This is a genomic window from Pseudomonas sp. LPH60 (assembly GCF_030718165.1).
GTDB lineage: Bacteria > Pseudomonadota > Gammaproteobacteria > Pseudomonadales > Pseudomonadaceae > Aquipseudomonas > Aquipseudomonas danubii.
In genome coordinates, this window is record NZ_JAVAJH010000001.1 from 331,906 (window position 1) to 351,141 (window position 19,236).

At 61.5% G+C, this 19,236-nt stretch carries 15 protein-coding genes, 1 other RNA gene and 1 pseudogene; 10 read left to right on the top strand and 7 right to left on the bottom strand.

Annotated features, from left to right (window positions below):
• Window positions 1–2 precede the first annotated feature (2 nt).
• The 6 genes from smc to Q8O96_RS01625 all read left to right on the top strand — a co-directional run bounded on the left by smc (window position 3) and on the right by Q8O96_RS01625 (window position 9,349).
• Window positions 3–3,491 carry a chromosome segregation protein SMC gene (gene smc, locus Q8O96_RS01600; RefSeq protein ID WP_102863826.1) on the top strand — a complete coding sequence of 1,163 codons (3,489 nt, stop codon included), beginning with the start codon at window positions 3–5 and terminating at the stop codon, window positions 3,489–3,491.
• A gap of 257 nt (window positions 3,492–3,748) precedes the next feature.
• Entirely contained in the window at window positions 3,749–4,603 is an 855-nt protein-coding gene (gene zipA, locus Q8O96_RS01605) for a cell division protein ZipA (RefSeq protein WP_102863825.1), read from the top strand.
• 124 nt (window positions 4,604–4,727) lie between these two features.
• Complete coding sequence (gene ligA / locus Q8O96_RS01610) at window positions 4,728–7,100, top strand: NAD-dependent DNA ligase LigA (protein ID WP_115581944.1); 2,373 nt, start codon at window positions 4,728–4,730, stop codon at window positions 7,098–7,100.
• Between the two features lie 118 nt (window positions 7,101–7,218).
• Window positions 7,219–8,385 carry a putative zinc-binding metallopeptidase gene (locus Q8O96_RS01615; protein ID WP_305948248.1) on the top strand — a complete coding sequence of 389 codons (1,167 nt, stop codon included), beginning with the start codon at window positions 7,219–7,221 and terminating at the stop codon, window positions 8,383–8,385.
• Between the two features lie 162 nt (window positions 8,386–8,547).
• An RNA gene (gene ffs / locus Q8O96_RS01620) (signal recognition particle sRNA small type) lies at window positions 8,548–8,644 on the top strand.
• Window positions 8,645–8,845: 201 nt separating this feature from the next.
• Window positions 8,846–9,349: a GrpB family protein gene (locus Q8O96_RS01625; RefSeq protein ID WP_305948249.1), complete on the top strand. Its 504-nt coding sequence runs from the start codon at window positions 8,846–8,848 to the stop codon at window positions 9,347–9,349.
• Window positions 9,350–9,359: 10 nt separating this feature from the next.
• Here the strand turns inward: Q8O96_RS01625 and Q8O96_RS01630 are convergent, their stop codons facing one another.
• The 3 genes from Q8O96_RS01630 to Q8O96_RS01640 form a co-directional block, all read right to left on the bottom strand.
• Complete coding sequence (locus Q8O96_RS01630) at window positions 9,360–10,178, bottom strand: helix-turn-helix transcriptional regulator (protein ID WP_305948250.1); 819 nt, start codon at window positions 10,176–10,178, stop codon at window positions 9,360–9,362.
• A gap of 5 nt (window positions 10,179–10,183) precedes the next feature.
• A complete protein-coding gene (locus tag Q8O96_RS01635; protein WP_102863820.1) occupies window positions 10,184–10,735 on the bottom strand; it encodes a kinase inhibitor in 552 nt (183 codons plus the stop codon).
• Between the two features lie 119 nt (window positions 10,736–10,854).
• Window positions 10,855–11,721 (bottom strand): LysR family transcriptional regulator, encoded by an 867-nt coding sequence (locus Q8O96_RS01640; protein WP_207816210.1) that lies wholly within the window; start codon window positions 11,719–11,721, stop codon window positions 10,855–10,857.
• A 100-nt stretch (window positions 11,722–11,821) separates the two neighbouring features.
• Here Q8O96_RS01640 and Q8O96_RS01645 point away from each other — a divergent pair, with 100 nt between their 5' ends.
• Complete coding sequence (locus Q8O96_RS01645; protein WP_305948251.1) at window positions 11,822–12,730, top strand: DMT family transporter; 909 nt, start codon at window positions 11,822–11,824, stop codon at window positions 12,728–12,730.
• 65 nt (window positions 12,731–12,795) lie between these two features.
• Here Q8O96_RS01645 and Q8O96_RS01650 read toward each other — a convergent pair whose 3' ends face one another.
• The 3 genes from Q8O96_RS01650 to Q8O96_RS01660 all read right to left on the bottom strand — a co-directional run bounded on the left by Q8O96_RS01650 (window position 12,796) and on the right by Q8O96_RS01660 (window position 14,658).
• Window positions 12,796–13,689, bottom strand: a complete 894-nt coding sequence (locus Q8O96_RS01650; RefSeq protein ID WP_102863817.1) for a DUF2167 domain-containing protein — start codon at window positions 13,687–13,689, stop codon at window positions 12,796–12,798.
• 136 nt (window positions 13,690–13,825) lie between these two features.
• A complete protein-coding gene (locus Q8O96_RS01655) occupies window positions 13,826–14,197 on the bottom strand; it encodes a VOC family protein (RefSeq protein ID WP_115581948.1) in 372 nt (123 codons plus the stop codon).
• Between the two features lie 146 nt (window positions 14,198–14,343).
• The gene (locus Q8O96_RS01660) at window positions 14,344–14,658 is read right to left on the bottom strand and encodes a helix-turn-helix domain-containing protein (RefSeq protein ID WP_011060220.1); all 315 of its coding nucleotides are present in this window, start codon (window positions 14,656–14,658) and stop codon (window positions 14,344–14,346) included.
• Between the two features lie 445 nt (window positions 14,659–15,103).
• On the opposite strand from Q8O96_RS01660, the pseudogene Q8O96_RS31110 reads away from it, so the two are divergent.
• From Q8O96_RS31110 to Q8O96_RS01670, 3 genes and pseudogenes are all read left to right on the top strand, one after another.
• Window positions 15,104–15,385: pseudogene (locus Q8O96_RS31110) on the top strand (PAS domain-containing protein); the annotation flags it as partial.
• Between the two features lie 192 nt (window positions 15,386–15,577).
• Window positions 15,578–16,669, top strand: a complete 1,092-nt coding sequence (locus Q8O96_RS01665) for a methyl-accepting chemotaxis protein (protein WP_371826161.1) — start codon at window positions 15,578–15,580, stop codon at window positions 16,667–16,669.
• Between the two features lie 18 nt (window positions 16,670–16,687).
• Complete coding sequence (locus Q8O96_RS01670) at window positions 16,688–18,406, top strand: bifunctional diguanylate cyclase/phosphodiesterase (RefSeq protein ID WP_102863814.1); 1,719 nt, start codon at window positions 16,688–16,690, stop codon at window positions 18,404–18,406.
• On the opposite strand, the gene Q8O96_RS01675 is transcribed toward Q8O96_RS01670, so the two are convergent.
• The gene (locus Q8O96_RS01675) at window positions 18,379–19,149 is read right to left on the bottom strand and encodes an ABC transporter substrate-binding protein (RefSeq protein ID WP_207167317.1); all 771 of its coding nucleotides are present in this window, start codon (window positions 19,147–19,149) and stop codon (window positions 18,379–18,381) included. The two genes, Q8O96_RS01670 and Q8O96_RS01675, sit on opposite strands and share 28 nt — an antisense overlap.
• Window positions 19,150–19,236: the final 87 nt, after the last annotated feature.

Here is a 19,236-nt window from a genome sequence, read left to right on the forward strand (position 1 = left end):
GCGTGCGACTCAAGTGCATCAAGCTGGCGGGGTTCAAGTCCTTCGTCGATCCGACCACGGTGAACTTCCCCAGTAACATGGCGGCGGTGGTGGGGCCCAATGGCTGCGGCAAGTCGAATATCATCGACGCCGTGCGCTGGGTGATGGGCGAAAGCTCGGCGAAAAACCTGCGTGGCGAGTCGATGACCGATGTCATCTTCAATGGCTCCACCAGTCGCAAGCCGGTGAGCCAGGCCAGTATCGAACTGGTGTTCGACAACTCCGACGGCACCCTGGTGGGCGAATACGCGGCCTACGCCGAGATCTCCATTCGCCGCAAGGTCACACGCGACAGCCAGAACAGCTATTTCCTCAACGGCGCCAAGTGCCGCCGTCGGGACATCACCGACATCTTCCTTGGCACCGGCCTGGGGCCACGCAGCTACTCGATCATCGAGCAGGGCATGATCTCCAAGCTGATCGAGGCCAAGCCCGAGGACCTGCGCAACTTCATTGAAGAAGCCGCGGGCATCTCCAAGTACAAGGAGCGCCGGCGCGAGACGGAAAACCGCATCCGCCGCACCCATGAGAACCTCGCCCGCCTGACCGATCTGCGCGAAGAGCTGGAGCGTCAGCTGGAACGCCTGCATCGCCAGGCCCAGGCCGCCGAGAAGTATCAGGAATACAAGGCCGAGGAGCGCCAGCTCAAGGCGCAACTGTCGGCTCTGCGCTGGCAGGCATTGAATGAGCAGGTCGGCCAGCGCGAGTCGGTGATCGGTAGCCAGGAAGTCAGCTTCGAGGCCCTGGTGGCTGAGCAGCGCAATGCCGATGCTGCTATCGAACGCTTGCGTGACGGTCACCATGAATTGTCCGAGCGCTTCAATCTGGTGCAGGGGCGCTTCTATTCGGTGGGCGGCGACATTGCCCGGGTCGAGCAAAGCATCCAGCACGGCCAGCAGCGCCTGCGGCAATTGCAGGATGATCTCAAGGAAGCCGAGCGTGCGCGCCTGGAGACCGAGTCACACCTGGGCCACGACCGCACCTTGCTGGCAACCCTGGGGGAAGAGCTGGCCATGCTCGAGCCCGAGCAGGAGGTCACTGCAGCCGCCGCCGAGGAAGCCGCCGCGACCCTGGAAGAAGCCGAAACCACCATGCACGGCTGGCAGGAGCAATGGGACGCCTTCAACCTGAGTTCCGCCGAGCCGCGGCGCCAGGCGGAAGTGCAGCAGTCGCGCATCCAGCAGCTCGAAAGCAGCATGGAGCGGCTGGCCGAGCGTCAGCGACGCCTGGGGGAGGAGCGCGAATTGCTCTCGGCCGACCCGGAAGACGCGGCGATCCTCGAACTCAACGAACAATTGGCCGCCAGCGAAGCAACTCTGGAAGACCTGCAAGCCAGTGAGGAATCCCAGGTCGAGCGCCTGGAGCAACTGCGTCAGCAATTGCAGCAGGCGACCCAGGCCCAGCAGCAGGCCCAGGGTGAATTGCAGCGGCTCAATGGCCGCTTGGCGTCTCTGGAGGCCCTGCAGCAAGCCGCGCTGGACCCGGGCACCGGTACTGCACAGTGGCTGCGTGAACAGCAGTTGGCCGAGCGTCCGCGCCTGGCCGATGGCATGCAGGTGGAGGCGGGCTGGGAGCTGGCGGTGGAAACCGTGCTTGGCGCCGATCTGCAAGCGGTGCTGGTGGATGATTTCACCGGTATCGATCTGGCCGGTTTCCAGCAAGGCGACCTGCGCCTGCTGAGCCTGCAAGACGATGCGCTGCGCATGCCCGGCAGCTTGCTGGACAAGGTGGAATCCACGGTCGATCTGTCGCCCTGGCTGGGGCAGGTCAAACCGGTGGAAAACCTCGAACAGGCCCTGGCCTTGCGTGGGCAACTGGCAGCCGGGCAGAGCCTGATCAGTCGCGACGGCTACTGGGTCGGCCGGCATTTCCTGCGGGTGCGGCGGGCCAGCGAAGCGGAAAGTGGCGTGCTGGCGCGAGGCCAGGAAATCCAGCAACTGACCCTGGAGCGCGATGAGCGCGAAGCCAGTGTCGAAGCCCTGGAGAGTCAATTGCTCAACCTGCGGGCCCAGCAACGTCAGCAGGAGAACGGTCGCGAACACTTGCGTCGCCTGTTGCAGGATGAGGCTCGCCAGCAGGGTGAATTGAAAGCCAAGCTGTCCGCCGGCAAGGCCAAGGCCGAGCAGTTGAATCTGCGTCGTACCCGCCTCGATGAGGAACTGGTAGAGCTCGGCGAGCAGCGTGAGCTGGAGCATGAACAAGTGGGCGAGGCGCGCCTGCAATTGCAGGAGGCCCTCGACAGCATGGCCCTGGACACCGAGCAGCGTGAGCTGCTGTTGGCCCAGCGCGACAGCTTGCGCGAGCGCCTTGATCGGGTGCGCCAGGAAGCACGCCAGCACAAGGATCACGCTCATCAATTGGCGGTGCGCATGGGCTCCCTCAAGGCCCAGCACGATTCCACGCGTCAGGCCCTGGAGCGCCTGGAGCTGCAGTCCGAGCGCCTGACCGAGAAGCGCGAACAGCTCAGCCTCAACCTGGAGGAGGGCGAGGCACCGCTGGAAGAACTGCGCCTCAAGCTCGAAGAGCTGCTGGAAAAGCGCATGACCGTAGATGTCGAGCTCAAGACCGCGCAGATCGCCCTGGAAGATGCCGATCGCGAACTGCGCGATGCCGAGAAGCGCCGTAACCAGGCCGAGCAGCAATCCCAACTGATCCGCGGCCAGCTCGAACAGCAACGCATGGAATGGCAAGCCCTGACCGTGCGCCGCAAGACCTTGCAGGAGCAGTTGCTGGCCGATGGCTACGACCTGGACGGCGTGCTGGCGACCCTGACCGGGGAGGCCAGCGAGCAGGCCGCCGAAGAAGAGCTGGAGCGCATTGCGGCAAGAATTCAACGCTTGGGCGCAATCAACCTTGCGGCCATCGACGAGTATCAGCAGCAGTCCGAGCGCAAGCGCTATCTGGATGCCCAGGACGCCGATCTGGTGGAGGCCCTGGAAACCCTGGAAAACGTGATTCGCAAGATCGACAAGGAAACCCGCAATCGATTCAAAGATACCTTTGATCAGATCAACGGCGGTTTGCAGGCACTCTTTCCAAAAGTTTTCGGTGGCGGCAGCGCTTATTTGGAACTGACGGGCGAAGATCTACTCGATACAGGGGTAACGATCATGGCGCGTCCTCCCGGGAAGAAGAACAGCACCATTCATTTGCTCTCGGGGGGCGAAAAGGCATTGACTGCCTTGGCCCTGGTATTCGCCATCTTCAAGTTGAATCCGGCGCCATTCTGCATGCTCGATGAAGTTGACGCGCCGCTGGATGACGCTAACGTTGGACGCTATGCAAGATTGGTTAAAGAGATGTCGCAGACTGTGCAGTTCATCTATATCACCCACAACAAGATCGCCATGGAAATGGCCGATCAGTTGATGGGGGTGACGATGCACGAACCCGGTTGTTCGCGCCTGGTAGCCGTGGATGTCGAGGAGGCGATGGCGATGGTGGACGCTTGAGTCCGTGCGACTAAGGCGACTATTGGACGGCAAGCCGGGGGATTTTTCCCATTACCAAGCTGGCCAATCGACATATTGGCCGTAACCGTTGCGACAGACGGTGTAAAGTTGCCTTTGGTCGTGCTAGTTTAATGTCAATTTTTCCTATGCGTGGGCAAAACGCCATTCAGAACATAGAGTTGGCGCCACGTTTTAAAGCGGTTTGCAGATTGTAAACCCCTTATTTTTCAGCATTTTTTATAGAGGCACGGGATTACATGGAAATCGGTCTGCGCGAGTGGCTGATCGTCATCGGCATTATTGTTATCGCCGGTATTCTTTTTGATGGCTGGCGGCGTATGCGCGGCGGCAAGGGGAAGTTGAAGTTCCGTCTTGATCGAAGTCTTTCCAATCTGCCGGACGATGAAGGCAGTGCCGAACTCCTGGGTCCGCCTCGGGTGCTGGATACTCATAAAGAACCGCAACTGGACGAGCACGATCTGCCGTCGGTGAGCATGCCTGCCCGCGAGCCTCGGGATAGTTCTTCGTCCAAGCGCGGCAAGCGTGGGGGCGAGCCTCATCAGGGTGACCTCAATCTGGACCTGGATCTGGATAGCGGCCCAAGCTTCAGTAGCCGCGACGATGACTTCCCGGCGGATGAAGGCAAGGCTGCCAGTCACAGCGACAAGGAACAGCCGCAGGCCGAAGAAGTGCTGGTGATCAGTGTGATCTGCCGCGACAGCGCCGGTTTCAAAGGCCCGGCGCTGTTGCAGAACATCCTTGAAAGTGGCCTGCGTTTTGGCGAGATGGATATCTTCCACCGCCACGAAAGCATGGCGGGCAATGGCGAAGTGCTTTTCTCCATGGCCAATGCGGTCAAGCCCGGCGTGTTCGATCTGGATGATATCGATCACTTCAGCACTCCGGCGGTGAGCTTCTTCCTCGGCTTGCCTGGCCCGCGTCACCCGAAGCAAGCCTTCGACGTGATGGTGGCGGCGGCGCGCAAGCTGTCCCAGGAGCTCAATGGCGAACTCAAGGACGACCAGCGCAGCGTGCTGACTGCCCAGACCATCGAGCACTACCGCCAGCGTATCGTCGAATTCGAACGCCGCGCTCTGACCCAGAAGCGCTAAGCTTCCACAGTCAGTTCCTCTCGCAGGAGCTGACTGTGCAGGAACTGGCTTGCCAGCGAAGCCCACGCCCCCATCTTCAGATCGAGCAGCCTAGGCTGCTCTTTTGCTTTATGAGAGAACCCCCATGACCGCCGCTGAAACCCGCATTCTTGAGCTGCGCGCCGAGCTGGACCAACACAACTACCGTTATCACGTACTGGACGAACCGAGCATTCCGGACGTCGAGTACGACCGCCTGTACCACGAGCTCAAGGCCCTGGAGGCCGAGCACCCGGAGCTGGTCACCAGTGACTCTCCAACCCAGCGTGTGGGCAGCGCGGCGCTCTCGGCCTTCACCCAGGTGCGCCATGAAATCCCCATGCTCAGCCTGGGGAACGCCTTTGAAGAAGTCGACATGCGCGAGTTTGATCGCCGGGTCAACGAGGGCCTGGACCTGCCGGCGGGCGATCTGTTTGGTGGCGGTGCGGCGGTGGAGTACAGCTGCGAGCCCAAGCTCGACGGCCTGGCAGTCAGCCTGCTGTATCAGGATGGTGTGCTGGTCCGTGGCGCCACCCGTGGCGACGGCACCACCGGTGAAGACATCAGCGTCAACGTGCGTACCGTGCGCAACATTCCGCTCAAGCTGCAAGGCAGCGGCTGGCCGGCGACCCTGGAAGTGCGCGGCGAAGTCTTCATGTCCAAGGCCGGTTTCGAGCGCCTGAATGCGGCGCAACTGGAGTCGGGCGGCAAGACCTTCGCCAACCCGCGCAATGCGGCGGCGGGTAGCCTGCGCCAGCTGGATTCGAAGATCACTGCCAGCCGGCCGCTGGAGTTCTGCTGCTACGGCCTGGGCCAAGTCAGTGCCGACATTGCCGACACGCATATCGGCAACCTGGAGCAACTCAAGCAGTGGGGCATGCCCATCAGTCGTGAGCTGCGCCTGGCCAAAGGGGTTGATGAATGCCTGGACTATTACCGTGAGATCGGCGAGCGGCGCAATGCGCTGCCCTATGAGATCGACGGTGTGGTGTTCAAGGTCAACAGCATCGCCTCTCAGCGTGAACTGGGCTTCCGTGCTCGGGAGCCGCGTTGGGCCATTGCCCATAAATTCCCGGCCATGGAAGAGCTCACCGAGTTGCTGGATGTGGAATTCCAGGTCGGCCGTACCGGCGCCGTGACGCCGGTGGCACGCCTGAAGCCCGTCAAGGTGGCGGGAGTCACTGTGTCCAACGCTACCTTGCACAATATGGATGAGGTGGCGCGCCTGGGGCTGATGATCGGCGACACGGTGATCATCCGCCGCGCCGGTGACGTGATCCCGCAAGTGGTGCAGGTGGTCGTTGAGCGTCGCCCTGAAAACGCCCGGCCGGTACAGATTCCGCAAAGCTGCCCGGTCTGTGGCTCTCATGTCGAACGCACGCAACTGGTCAAGCGCAGCAAGGGCCGGGAAACCGTCAGCGAAGGCGCGGTGTATCGCTGTGTTGGTCGTCTGGCCTGCGGTGCCCAGCTCAAGCAGGCGATCATCCACTTCGTTTCCCGTCGAGCCATGGACATCGAAGGCCTGGGGGACAAGACCATCGAGCAACTGGTGGACGAAAAGCTCATTGCTTCGCCTGCGGATCTTTATCAGCTCAAGTACGAACAGATCATCGATCTGGAAGGTTTTGCCGAGGTTTCCAGCAACAAGCTGCTCAAGGCCATCGAGGACAGCAAGCGTCCGGCCCTGGCTCGCTTCATCTATGCCTTGGGTATTCCTGATGTGGGTGAGGAAACCGCCAAGGTCCTGGCCCGTTCCCTGGGAACCCTGGAACGGGTCCAGCAGGCTTTGCCCCAGGTGCTGACCTACCTGCCGGATGTGGGGCTGGAAGTGGCCCACGAGATTCACAGCTTTTTCGAAGACAGTCATAACCAGAGCGTGATTGGTGCCTTGCTGGCCGAGGATCAATGCGGCCTGGTGTTACAGGATCAGGGTGAGCTGGGGGCAGAGTTTGCCGCCAGCACCACGCTGGGCGGCATGCTCGACAAGCTTAATATCCCCTCGGTGGGGCCGGGTGCGGCGCAGAAACTGGCCGACAAGTTCGGTTCCCTGCAGGGCGTGATTGCGGCTGACTGGCTGGATATGCGCCAGGCCCTGCCGGAGAAGCAGGCCAAGTCGGTGCGGGAGTTCTTCGACAACCCGGCCAATGCCCGGTTGGCCCAGGCCATCGAAGAGCAGCTCAAGGCCTTTGGCATGCATTGGCAGAGCGAGAAGAAGGTGGTCGAAGGCCTGCCGTTGGCTGGCAAGACCTGGGTGCTCACCGGCTCCCTGGAGTTGATGAGTCGCGATGTGGCCAAGGAAAAGCTGGAAAGCCTGGGGGCCAAGGTGGCGGGGTCCGTTTCGGCGAAAACCCACTGCGTCGTCGCCGGCCCCGGAGCCGGCTCCAAACTGGCCAAGGCCAATGAGCTGGGGCTCAAGGTCCTGGATGAAGCGGCCTTTGTCGCCTTTCTCGTCGACCACGGCATCCCCATCCCCGCGTGATCCTTGGGAGCCGGCTGGGCAGCGATGGTTTCGCCGGCAAGCCGGCTCCTGACAGGCCGAGGGAACGATGAGGCAGCCAGGATGATCTAGTCTTGGCAAGCCCCAGGGAGGATGCGTCATGTACCGTTTCTTCGAGCAGCTCAGTTCCCGGATCGCCGCGCCCTTCGTCGGCGACCGCTCACGCAACAGCAAACTCTGGTCATGCCGCTGTGGGCAGTCGCTGTTCTTTCGCAACAGCCAGTGCCTGGCGTGCTCTGCCTTGCTCGGTTATGCGCCGCAATCAGGCTGTCTGTCGTCCCTGCAGCCAGGGCCCGCCGCCGGGACCTGGGTGCTGGATGCCGAGCCTGAGGCGGGAACCTTCAAGCGCTGCGCCAACCTCGATACGCCCGCCGCTTGTAACTGGCTGCTGCCGGCCCACCTGACCGGCAATCTGTGCGTAGCCTGCAGCCTCAACCGCACGATCCCCGACTTGTCCGTCCCGGAGAATCCTGAGCGCTGGCGCAAAGTGGAAATCGCCAAGCGCCGCCTGGTCGCCCAACTGATCGCCCTCGGGCTGCAAGTGATCCCCAAGAGCGACGACGAGGAGCGGGGCCTGGCTTTCGACTTCCTTGGTGTTGATCTTGAGGGAAGGACGCCGATTACCGGGCATGCCAATGGCCTGGTCACCCTGGATATCAAGGAAGCCGATGATGCCCATCGCGAGCGGGTGCGGGCGCAGATGCACGAACCTTACCGCACCCTGCTTGGGCACTTTCGCCATGAAGTGGGGCACTACTACTGGGATCGGCTGATTGCCAACAGCCCCTGGCTGGAGTCGTTTCGCAGCTTGTTCGGCGACGAGCGCTACAGCTACGCCGAGGCTCTGGAGCAGCACTATCAGCAGGGCGCGCCAAACGGCTGGCAGCAAAGTCACGTCAGCGCCTACGCCACCATGCACCCCTGGGAGGACTGGGCGGAAACCTGGGCTCACTACCTGCACATGATGGACGCGGTGGACACCGCCCTGGGCTTTGGCATGAGTGCCCGCGACGTCGATCTCGACTACCAGCCTTTTCCCCTGAACAGCCTGTACGACCCGCAGCATCCTGGCGGACCGGCGTTCCTGGCCTTCGTCAACGCTTGGATCGAATTGGCTGGCATGCTCAACGAACTGTCCCGCAGCATGGGCCAGCCGGATTTCTACCCCTTCATCCTGTCGCCGGCGGTGATTGCCAAGCTGCATTTCATTCATTTGGTGATCCAGCAAGAAGGCGGCCGCGCCGACGAAGTGCTGTCCCTGGACTGACTCCACCGTCCTTCAGGCGGTGGGGGAAGGCTTTTACCCAGAGGTGTATCCAAGTGCTTGAAGCTCATCGGATTTTTTAATCTGCAACGAGCGGTTGTAAGTTCAACTCAGATAGGTACAATGGCGCGGCTCGCCGTCAGGCGAACGTCGTTATGGTGACCCCATCGGTCCCCCCGCAACGATTACCCGTGAACCTGGTCAGAGCCGGAAGGCAGCAGCCACAGCGGGAACATTGTGTGCCGGGGTGTGGCTGGTGGGGTTGCCTCCATAACGCTTCTCGTTGGTCCTCAGCGAGATTGATCAAAATTCTTAAAGCACCTGAAAGTCTTCGAAGCCGCGCAGCATCCCTGTTGGCGTGTTTTTTGTCGTGCGCCCGATTTCTGGTTCGCTAATCCCTTGTCCAGCAAGCCCGTGCGGTTCGTTTCTGGAATATCCAACGCCTTTGCATCAAGGAGTGGTCATGGCGCTTACCAGTAAGATTTCCCTCTATGACGATCAGTGGCCTGGTGCATTCAGCGCTGAGAAGGGGCGCCTAGCCAAAGGTTTCGGTTGCGAACTGATAGCGGTACATCACGTGGGTAGCACGGCTGTGCCTGGGCTGGCGGCCAAGCCGGAAATCGATCTTCTGGCAGTGGTCGTGGAGCATCGGGATGAGGTTGCGCGCAACGCCTTCATGGCGACCCTGGGCTATGTCCGGGGCAGTGATCTGTCCCCGGGGCATCACTTTTACCGCCGCGATGTCGAGGGCGTGCGCACCCACAAAGTGCATGTCTGCATCTGTGGTCATGAGCAGGTCGGGCGCATGCTGCGTTTTCGTGATCTGTTGCGTCAGGACAGCGGCATCCGTCAGCAGTATCAGGATCTTAAGCTTCGGCTTGAAGCCGGCAATCGCGAGGGCATTGGCGAGTATCTCGCGCAAAAGGCGCCCTTCATCGATGCGGTGATGGATGGCCTGTCGCAGTGATGCGCGCTGGCTAGATCGCTGCCCGCAGTTCTCGGGGCGAAAGCCCGTAATGTTTGCGAAAGCGCACCGCAAAGCGTGATGCCGAGGCGTAGCCGCTGGCTGCGGCGATTTCACCGATGGGGCGTGGCGTGGTTTGCAGCCACTGCAGGGCCAGGCCCAGCCTGACGTTCTCGAGGATGTTGCTGAAACTGTCGTTCTCGTTCGCCAGCTGGCGACGCAATGTGGAAGCCCCAAGGTTCAGGCGCTCGGCGACGCAGGCTACTGTCCAGTCCCGCGCCGGGTTGCTCATGAGGATCTGTTGCACCCGTTCGCACAGTGGGTCGTGACGATCCAGTAGCAATGGGCCGGCCCAGCCGCCAAGGGCCAGGGCCAGCAGCACCGCTTCGCCGTAGTGGCTGCGCAGGGCGTCCGGTGCATCGCTGGCAATGCACTCCAGCAGGTTGTCCCAGGCCAGGGCGGTGTGCCGCTCCAGGGGGACGCAGAGGTCCGCGCCGCTGCGCCCGGGACGGGTAATGATCTGCTGGCGGTAGCGCAGGCTGAACGCCCGCAAGGCCGGTGCAGGAAAGGTCACGACATCGGCGATGTAGTGACCCTGCGCGCCCGGATAGTTGCTGATGCCCACTTCGCGTCCCGCCGGCAGCAGGATCAGGTGCTGGCCGCCCACGCGCATCTGGCGGTCGTCCCACTCCATGCGTTTCTCGCCCTGGCGCACCCGGCACAGAGCACTGACGAAAATCGGTACCCGTTGCAGGACATGGGCTTGCCGGGCGCGGATGACGCAGGTGTCGATACGGCTTTCATGATGCAGCAGGCCGGCAGGAGCATTCATCGTTACTAGCGTCCGTAAGTAGCGGTCAGTGTGGTCTTGGCCAAGGCGTTGGCGTTGAGCATGTAGCCCACCAATGCACCGCTGGCCTGGGCATCGAGGGGCAGTTTATCCACCTTCAATGCCCAGACGGTGAATTGATAGCGATGCGGTTTATCGCCCACTGGCGGGCAGGCGCCGCCAAAGCCGGGTTGGCCGTAATCGGTACGCCCCTGAATGGCGCCGGGCGGCAGTTGCTCGCCGTTGGCGCTACCGGCGCCCCTGGGCAATTGCTGGGTGGACGTCGGGAGGTTGACCAGGGTCCAGTGCCACCAGCCGCTGCCGGTGGGGGCGTCCGGATCATAAACAGTGATGGCAAAGCTTTTAGTACCCGGTGGGGCATTCTTCCAGGACAGTTCGGGAGAGGTGTTGCCGCCTTCGCAGCCAAAGCCCTGGAACACTTCACGAGGGCTCAAGGGGTGGCCGTCGCTGATGTCGTGGCTGCTGATGCTGAACTCGGCGGCGTGGGCGCCAAGGCTCAGACCCAAGGAAAGCACGCTGAGTAAAAGTCGGTTTTTCATGAGGGGCTCGTCTGGGTGTTGGTGATGAAAGACGAGTCTATTGGCCGGCTGAGTCCGTTGTTGTGCCGGGGCGCTCGTGCATTGTGCCGAAACGCTCGCCGGCTTGCCGGGAAAGGGCGTCATGCTCCCAGCTGTTCCCGCAACAACTGGGCAAACGCATCCCGTGCGCTGTGGCGCTGCACGTCCTGGTGCCAGACAAAGCGGTTGTCCACCGGCAGCAGGTCGCTGAAACGCTGCACGTTCAGGGTCGCCGATTGCGAATAGCGCTCCAGCACGCCTTCCGGTATCAGCGAGACGCCGGCACCGACACTGACGCAGCCGATAATGGTGCCCCAGCTGGCATACCCAGTAATGGGCAGGTTCAGGCCGTGCCTGGCGAGCCAGGTTTCCAGGGCGCGGCGATAGGGGCAGCCCGGTGGCCACATGAACAGATTCTGCCCCTGCAAATCGCTGGCGCTGCGGATGGCGGCGGTGCCTGCACTGGAGATCAGCACCAGTGGCTCGTGGTAGAGCACGGTTTGCTGAAGCTTGGGCGGCAAGGTATCGATGGCCACCAGGGCGCCGTCGATACGCTGGTGTTGCAGTTCTTCAAAGAGTTGCGACCAGGTGCCGGTTACCAGTTCCACGTTCACTTTGGGGTAGCGTCGGTGGTATTGCGCCAGCAGCGGTGGCAGGCGGCCGCCAGCGCAGGACTCGATCGAGCCCAGGCGCAGCAATCCGCTGGGCTCCGCCTGGCTGTCCACGGCGCGTTTGGCTTCGTCGACCAGAGCCAGGATTCGCTCGCTGTAGCCGAGGAATATTTCCCCGGCCGGGCTGATCTTCAGGCCGCGCCCGACCCGGGTGAACAGCGGGGTCCCGAGCTCGTTCTCCAGCTGCTTGAGGCGGTTGGTGATGTTGGAGGGCACGCAATGCAATTGCTCGGCTGCGCGGGCAATGCTGCCGGAGCGGGCCACGGCTTTCACCATCTTCAGTTGGGTCAGTTCCATTGCTCATTTCCAGTGATGGGTGGCGTTAGTATCGGTTAGTTGTGGTGAGTTATGGGGGGCGAGAGACTGCGTTTCTTCTTATTGTCTGGATGCCTGTGCCGTGAAGCGCTTACCTGGGTTCAAGTCATTGCTGGCTACCGCTGCGGTCATTCTGTGCTGGGCCTATTCACCGGTGGGTATCCATATTGGCCTTGAGGGCTACAGTCCGGGGCATCTGGCGCTGCTGCGCTTCCTGATCGCTTCGCTGTTCATGGCGGCAATGGCAGTGGCGTTGAAAATATCCCTGCCGCGCTGGCGTGATCTGCCTTGGCTGCTGGTGCTGGGTTTTTTTGCTATCACCCTGCATCACGTCAGCCTCAATTATGGTCAGCAGGGCTTGAGTGCCGGCGCGTCGAGCGTGCTGGCGCAGTCGGCACCGATCTTCAGCACGCTGATCGCCTTCTTCTGGCTCAAGGAGCCGGTCAGTGGTTGGCGCTGGGGCTGCGTGGGGGTGGGTTTGCTTGGAGTGGTGCTGGTGGTGGCGGCCGACAAGGGGCTGGGCTCGGTCGAACCGCGCGGATTGCTGGTGTTGTTGGCGGCTTTTTCCTGGGGGTTGTACTTCGTTTTGCAGCGGCGCTTTTCCGGGCACTATGGCGTGTTGACCACGGTGTGCTGCATGGTTTGGGGCGGCACGTTGTTGTTGTCGGTGTACGCACCCGGGTTGCCCGAGGCGGTGGCACAGGCGTCGTGGCGGGTAAATCTGGCGGTGCTGTTGCTGGGGTTGTTTCCCAGTGCTTTGGCCTATCTGGCCTGGGCTTACGTATTGGAGCGGGTGGAGGTCAGTCGGGCATCGATCGCCATGTATCTGATTCCGCCGGTGGCGATGCTGCTGGCTGCGATGGTCCTGGGAGAGCGGGTGCAATCTTCTGTGGTGCTGGGGGCGGCCGTGGTGCTGGGCAGTGTGATGGCCATGCAATTGGAAGGGCGTTGGCGGCTGCGGGCCTTGCCGGCGAAGGAGCGAGATGTGTAGGTAAAACAGGGTGGTTGATGAGTTGCAACGCCCCCTCATCATGCGGGAGGCGTTGCACCTTGCAGTCAGCCTTTTTTCTTGAACAGCCGGCCGGCGAACGCGGCAAGTGCGAGCACGCCGATGACAATGAACTTCTTGCCGGCCAGGAGCAGTACCCCCAGCTTGGCGAACAAGCCAGCCTTGCTGGCCAGGCCTCCGGCCACCAGGGCGGCCAGGCCGTAGGACGCCAGTTTGTCGGTGCTTGGGTTGTAGTCGGCGTAGCGGTTGCCGTCGGTGAAGTTGGTGAAGGCCAGTACCTTGGGAATTTCGCGCTTGATAGTTGCCAGGTCGTCCATGGAGGCGACCGCGTTGAGTTCCAGCACGCCTTCGCGTCCCAGCACCCGGATGCTGTAGTTCAGGGTGTGGCTCTGGGCGCCTTCAGCCTTGAGTTCGCGGGCCCAGTACATCTTGTGGGATTGCGCGTCATAGCTTGGCTGTTCGGCCCAGCCCAGCAAGTGGATGGCGCCATAGCCCTGTTCCTTGCGTTGCTTATTGTCTTCCTCGTCCGCTTCCTGCATTTGCTTGAGCAGGTCCTGATAATCGATTTTCGCCGCGTCGTCATCGGAAATGTGGCCGTCATTCTTGTAGCTGATGATCACGCCCCAGCCTTCGGCGGACAGTGGGCTGACTGCGCTGGGCACGATCATGCCCAGGGTGGTGAAGCCGGGCGGGTTGCCCCAGCCCTCGGTCAGCAGCTTCTCGGTGTCCTTGGGGTTGAGGTAGTAGAACTCCTGGCTCAGGTCGAGGCTGGCGATATCACCGGGCAGCTTGACGTTGCCGTGGCGTGGGGAGAGCGAGGCGAGAAACTGTTCGGCGGTCTGGGGTTCGGCGTCCTTGTTCTCGTTCGGCGCGGCGGCAAAGGCAAGGAGGGGCGTGGCGCAGAGGACGGCCATCGCCATGAGGAGGCGCAGGTACTTCATCGTATTCCCTTACAAATTGTGACAAGTCGGAGGGGAGGATAGCGATGAGTGTTGGAGGGCTCAATGAGGTGTTTCTAGTAATCTCTCAGCGTTGGCGGGGAAGGCGCTGGTATAGCGCCTCTGTTGGGGCATGGATTCAGTCGGCAGTGAGATAGAGCACGCGCAAGCGATGTCCGTCCGGATCAAGGGCGAGCAGGGTGTAGCCGAAGTCCATCTGGGTGGGGGGCTGGGCGATGGTCATGTCCAGCGCCTGCCAGCGGCGATGCAATTCGTCCACGGCTTCTCGACTGTCCACGGCCCAGCCCAGTTCGCCGCCACCACCGGTTGATTGGGCGCTCGGTTCAACCGTGTGCCGGGACCAGAGGCCGAGCTTGATCCCCGAGTCGAGGATGAACAGGGCGAAGGATGGGGATGATTCCACCGGCTGTTTGTCCAGCAGGCGGCTGTAGAACTCTGCACTGAGGGGCGGGCTGTCCACATAAAGCAGGAAGTAGGTGTTATTGATCATGACGACTCCAGGGGCCTTTGGGCTGTGCTGTGGGCACAAGCTTATGGGCTGGGTCTGTCAGTTCCTGTCAGGAGTCGTGGATTAAAAAAGAGGCCAACTTATCAGGGGTGATAAGCGTGCCTCTTCTCGTTGATTTGTTGCGGGGCTCAAGGCTTGGACAAGGCCTGGTCTACCGCTGCTATCAGCTTTCCCAGATCCTTCGGGGTGGCTTTGTGAATGACACCGAACAAATAAGCCCGCTGTTCCTCTTCGTCGCCCAGATCGGCGAAGAAGGCTTTCAGCTTCACTCCCAGTACTTCGGCTAGCAGAAATAGAGCTTCAACGCTGGGGGTGTAGGTGCCGGTTTCGAAGCGGCTGATGGTTTTTGGGTCAAAACCGGTTTTTTCACCTAGTTCAGCCTGAGTAAGCCCCGCTACCTTTCGATAACGCTTGATGGCTGCACCCAAACTTGAAATTTGCATCGCTCAATTCCCATTTAGAATCAAGAACTTAACGATAAATATTGGCATTAGACAACACCATGATTCATCACCTTGCTTTGCAAAATGTGATGCATTTCGTAGAATCGGCGCTTCGGACAGGTATTTGGTGATCTAGTTTCAGAGGGCAGGTTTATGAAACAAGAAATCATTGCATTTCCCTTGTTCACCTAAACCGAGGACTTGGCAGAGGCTCGACCGTCTCGTAAATCCCGCCAACGCACCGTCCGCCGTCCCCCACCTGACGCCTTATCTGATCCTAGTTGATCTTCGTCGAATCGACGGTCAACTGCCGCGCAAACCGCTGTACGGCCGCAATCAGGGCGATCCTTTCGATTGAGTCGTACCGCCAGGAAAGTACATTTCGAATCAACCTGTTGCCGGCTTCCCGGTGCTGTTGATCGCAGGCTGTCTATGGAGTTCTAAAGTGCGTCTCAATTTGCCGGTCACCTCTGTTGAGCAGACCTTTCCCGACCAGCAGCGGCTCATATCCGCCACCGATACCAACAGCCACATCACCTACTGCAATGCCGAATTCGCCGCGATGAGTGGTTTCAGCCAGGCCGAGCTGATTGGCAGCACCCATAACCTGGTGCGTCACCCGGATATGCCGGCGGCGGTGTTCGAGTCGATGTGGGGGTATCTCAAGGCAGGGCAGAGCTGGATGGGCGTGGTGAAGAACCGCTGCAAAAACGGCAATTTCTACTGGGTCAGCGCCTATGTCACGCCCATCCTCGAAGAGGGTCGACTGGTGGGTTATGAGTCGGTGCGGGTCAAGCCGACCCGGGAGCAAGTGAACCGCGCTGAAATTCTCTATGCGCGATTGCGTGCTGACAAGGCACCGGTCTCGGCCTGGCGGCACCTGGAGGCAGCAGCCAGGCCATTGCTGTTGCCGGTTGCGGTGGCGGTGGGTTGCCTGGCGGCGTTCACCTGGTTGCCGACGCTGCTGGCCCAGGGGCTGACGGTCACGGGATTCGTGGGGGTCGGGCTGATGGCCCAGCGCCGTTTGGGGCAGCAGCTCAAGCAGATTGTCCGTAGCACTCCAAACACCTTTGCCGATCCGATCTGTGCCCTGGCTTACAGCGACGCGCTGGGACCGGCGGCGCAGTTGCAACTGATCCTGGCCAGTGAAGAGGCGCGGCTGAAAACCGCCTTGACCCGACTCAGCGACCTGGCTCGACAGATGGCTACGGCGGCGGCCGACTCCAGTCAGTTGTCCAGCCGCACTGAGTCGGCGCTGCTGGAGCAGCGAGCGGAGACCGACATGACGGCCGCTGCCATGACCCAGATGGCCGCTTCGATCACCGAGGTTGCCGAACACGTACAGCACACTGCCAGTGAGGCTCACACTGCCAACCTGCTGGCCCAGCAAGGCAGCCAGGTGGCGGGCACTTCCCGTGACGCCATCCAGTTGCTGGCCCGCACTGTTACCCAGATCAATCAGGCGGTGGGTGACCTGGCCGGGCAGACCCAGGACATCATGGTGGCGGCGAGCATGATCCAGGCGATTGCCGACCAGACCAACCTGCTGGCCTTGAACGCAGCCATCGAAGCCGCTCGGGCCGGAGAGCAGGGGCGCGGGTTTGCCGTGGTGGCCGATGAGGTGCGCGCCCTGGCCGGTAAGACTCGTGAGTCCACCCAGCAGATCCAGGGCATCATCCAGAGCCTGCGGGCCGGTGCCGATGAGGCGGTGCAGATCGCCAGCCTGGGCATCGAGGAAGCCGAGCAAGGGGTGCAGCAGGTCTTGCAGGCGCAGCAAGCCTTGCAGGGCATAGGCGCGGCGGTGGAGCGTATCACCGACATGAGTCAGCAGATGGCTGCGGCGTCCCAGGAGCAGTCCCATGTAGCGGAATCGGTTTCCGAACAGATCAACAGTGTCGCCGCCACGGTGCAGCGCACTGCCGAGAATGCCAGTGCCGGAGTCGTTCGCGGCGCGGAGCTGGAAAACATCTCTTCCGGGCTGCGTGCCTTGGTCGAGCGGTTCAACCGCTAGCGACAGTGAGTTCGACTCATGGATGAGAAATACCGCAGGGCCGTCGATGCCGCCGCCATCTTCTCCGAGACAGATCTCGGCGGTTGCATCACCTATGTCAACGACCTGTTCTGCCAGATCTCGGGCTACAGCCGTGAAGAGCTGATCGGAGCCAATCACCGGATGCTCAGTTCGGGTCTGCATCCACCGGAGTTCTTTACCGAGCTGTGGCAGACCATCATCCAGGGGCGGGTGTGGAAAGGTGAGATCTGCAACCGTGCCAAGGACGGCAGCCTGTACTGGGTCGACAGCACCATGGTGCCCCTGGTGGATCAGCGCTCCGGCAAGGTGATGCGCTATGTATCGATCCGCTTCGATGTCAGCGAGAAGCGTCAGTTGCTGCATTCGCTGCAATGGCGGGTTGGACATGACGTGCTCACTGGTCTGCCCAATCGGGCCTTCCTTTCCGACCTGTTGCACCAGGCGCTGGACTTCTCCCGCCAGGAGAATATTCCCCTGGCGGTATGCATGCTCGATCTGGACGGTTTCAAGGCGGTCAATGATGGCTACGGTCACGCCTGTGGTGACCTGCTGCTGGTGGAAGTGGCTGCGCGCCTGCGTTCGATCATCAGGGGTGAAGATGTGGTGGCACGCCTGGCCGGAGACGAGTTCGTGCTGATCCTGCGTTACGTCAGGGACATGCTGGAGCTGCGGGCGGCACTGCAGCGGGTGTTGGCGACCATTTCCCAGCCGTATTCGATCCAGGGCAAGGACATCAATGTGTTTGCCAGCATTGGGGTGACCCTGTTTCCCACCGACAACCATGATGCCGATACCTTGCTGCGCCACGCCGACCAGGCGATGTACGTGGCCAAGCAAAGCGGACGCAATCGCTTCCACCTGTTCGATGTCCTGCGTGATCGTGAAGTGATGGTCACCTACCAGACGGTGGAGCACGTGCGCCAGGCGCTGAACAGCGGCGAGCTGCAGCTGTATTTCCAGCCCAAGGTCAACATGCGCAGCGGCGCGGTGGTGGGGTTTGAAGCCATGTTGCGCTGGCAGCACCCGCAGCGCGGGATGCTGGGTTCCCAGGATTTCCTGCCTCAGGTGGAAGAGACCGACCTCATCGTCGATATCGGCGAGTGGGTCATGGATCAGGTGATGAGTCAGCTGCAACGCTGGCAGGCGGCGGGCCATGTCTGGCCGGTGAGCCTGAACGTCGCGGCCCGGCATTTCCAGCGCACGGATTTTGTCGAGCGGCTCAAGGGGATGCTCGATCGCTACCCGGATGTGTCACCCGTCTTGCTGGATCTGGAGATCGTCGAGTCGGTGGCCATCGACAATATCCAGCGAGTCAGCGATTGCCTCGATGCCTGCCAGGGCTTTGGTGTGCAGTTTTCCCTGGGGGACTTCGGTACTGGGCATTCGTCCCTGAGCTACCTCAAACGTCTGCGTACCCAGACCATCAAGATCGATCGATTGTTTGTCCGCGACATGCTTCACGACCAGGATGACCAGGCCCTGATTCAGGCTCTGGTCGGGCTGGCCCGGGCGTTTGGCCGCCAAGTTGTGGCCGAGGGCCTGGAAAGCCTGGCCCATGGTGAGCGATTGATGGCCCTCGGATGTGAGGTGGCCCAGGGTGAGTTCATTGCTGCGCCCATGCCCGCTGACGCCGTGCTGGAGTGGGTAAGCAACTTCGAGCCGCCGCTGTCGTGGCGGTGCGGCACGCTTCAGGGCGACACGGTGTCGGAGGCCTGAGCGCCGGTCTGTGGGTCGACGTAGCGCTGGACGATGGCCTCGATCTCGCCGGACATCTTCATCTTCAGCAGGGTCCGCAGAATTCGCTGGGCCGGCACTGCCGGGTCATTGCGCACGTAGCAGCCCACGGCTTGCTCCTGCAGCAGCGCGACGCGGTGCAAGGGGTTGCCGGAGGACTGGGTCTTGTTGAACCAGTCCAGGGTCCACTGGCTGGCGATAGCGTACTGGTAGCGTCCTACCTGGAGCTTTTGCAGGACTTGCTCCTCGTTGCGGGCATCGTCACGAATCAGCTGGGCGCTCTCGAACAGGGGTTGCAGCGAGGTGTAGGTGTAGCTCAGTACGGTGCCGATGTGCTGAGTGGGCAACTGCTGCGGGTTGATCGGCTCATGATGGTAGCGGTTACTGACCAGCAGGTTGCGTTGCACGAACAGCGGCACGCTCCACAGGTAATCCCCGGACAGGTTCGGCAGCCAGGCTTGTGCGGCGAAGCAGCGCACGTCGACTTCGCCCTGGGCCATGGCGTTCTGCACCCGGGCGCGAGCCAGGACGTGGAACTCGGCACGGGTGCCCATATGCCGGGCGAGGCTGTTCATGGTGTCGTAAAGGATGCCGGCGGTGGGTTGCTCGCCATCGACCTCGATGGTCGGCATGGCCCAGCTGTCGGCGATGACAAAGCGTAAAGGCGCTTCGGCGGCTTCCAGGCTGGTGCTCAAGAGTAGCAGGGCGCTCCAGGTCAAATGCATACGGTCTCCCACGGTTCCAACGACCGAGCAATCCTTTGCGAAATGCAGCTTAGACAGATTAGACGAGCGCGCCGGATGCAATTTCGC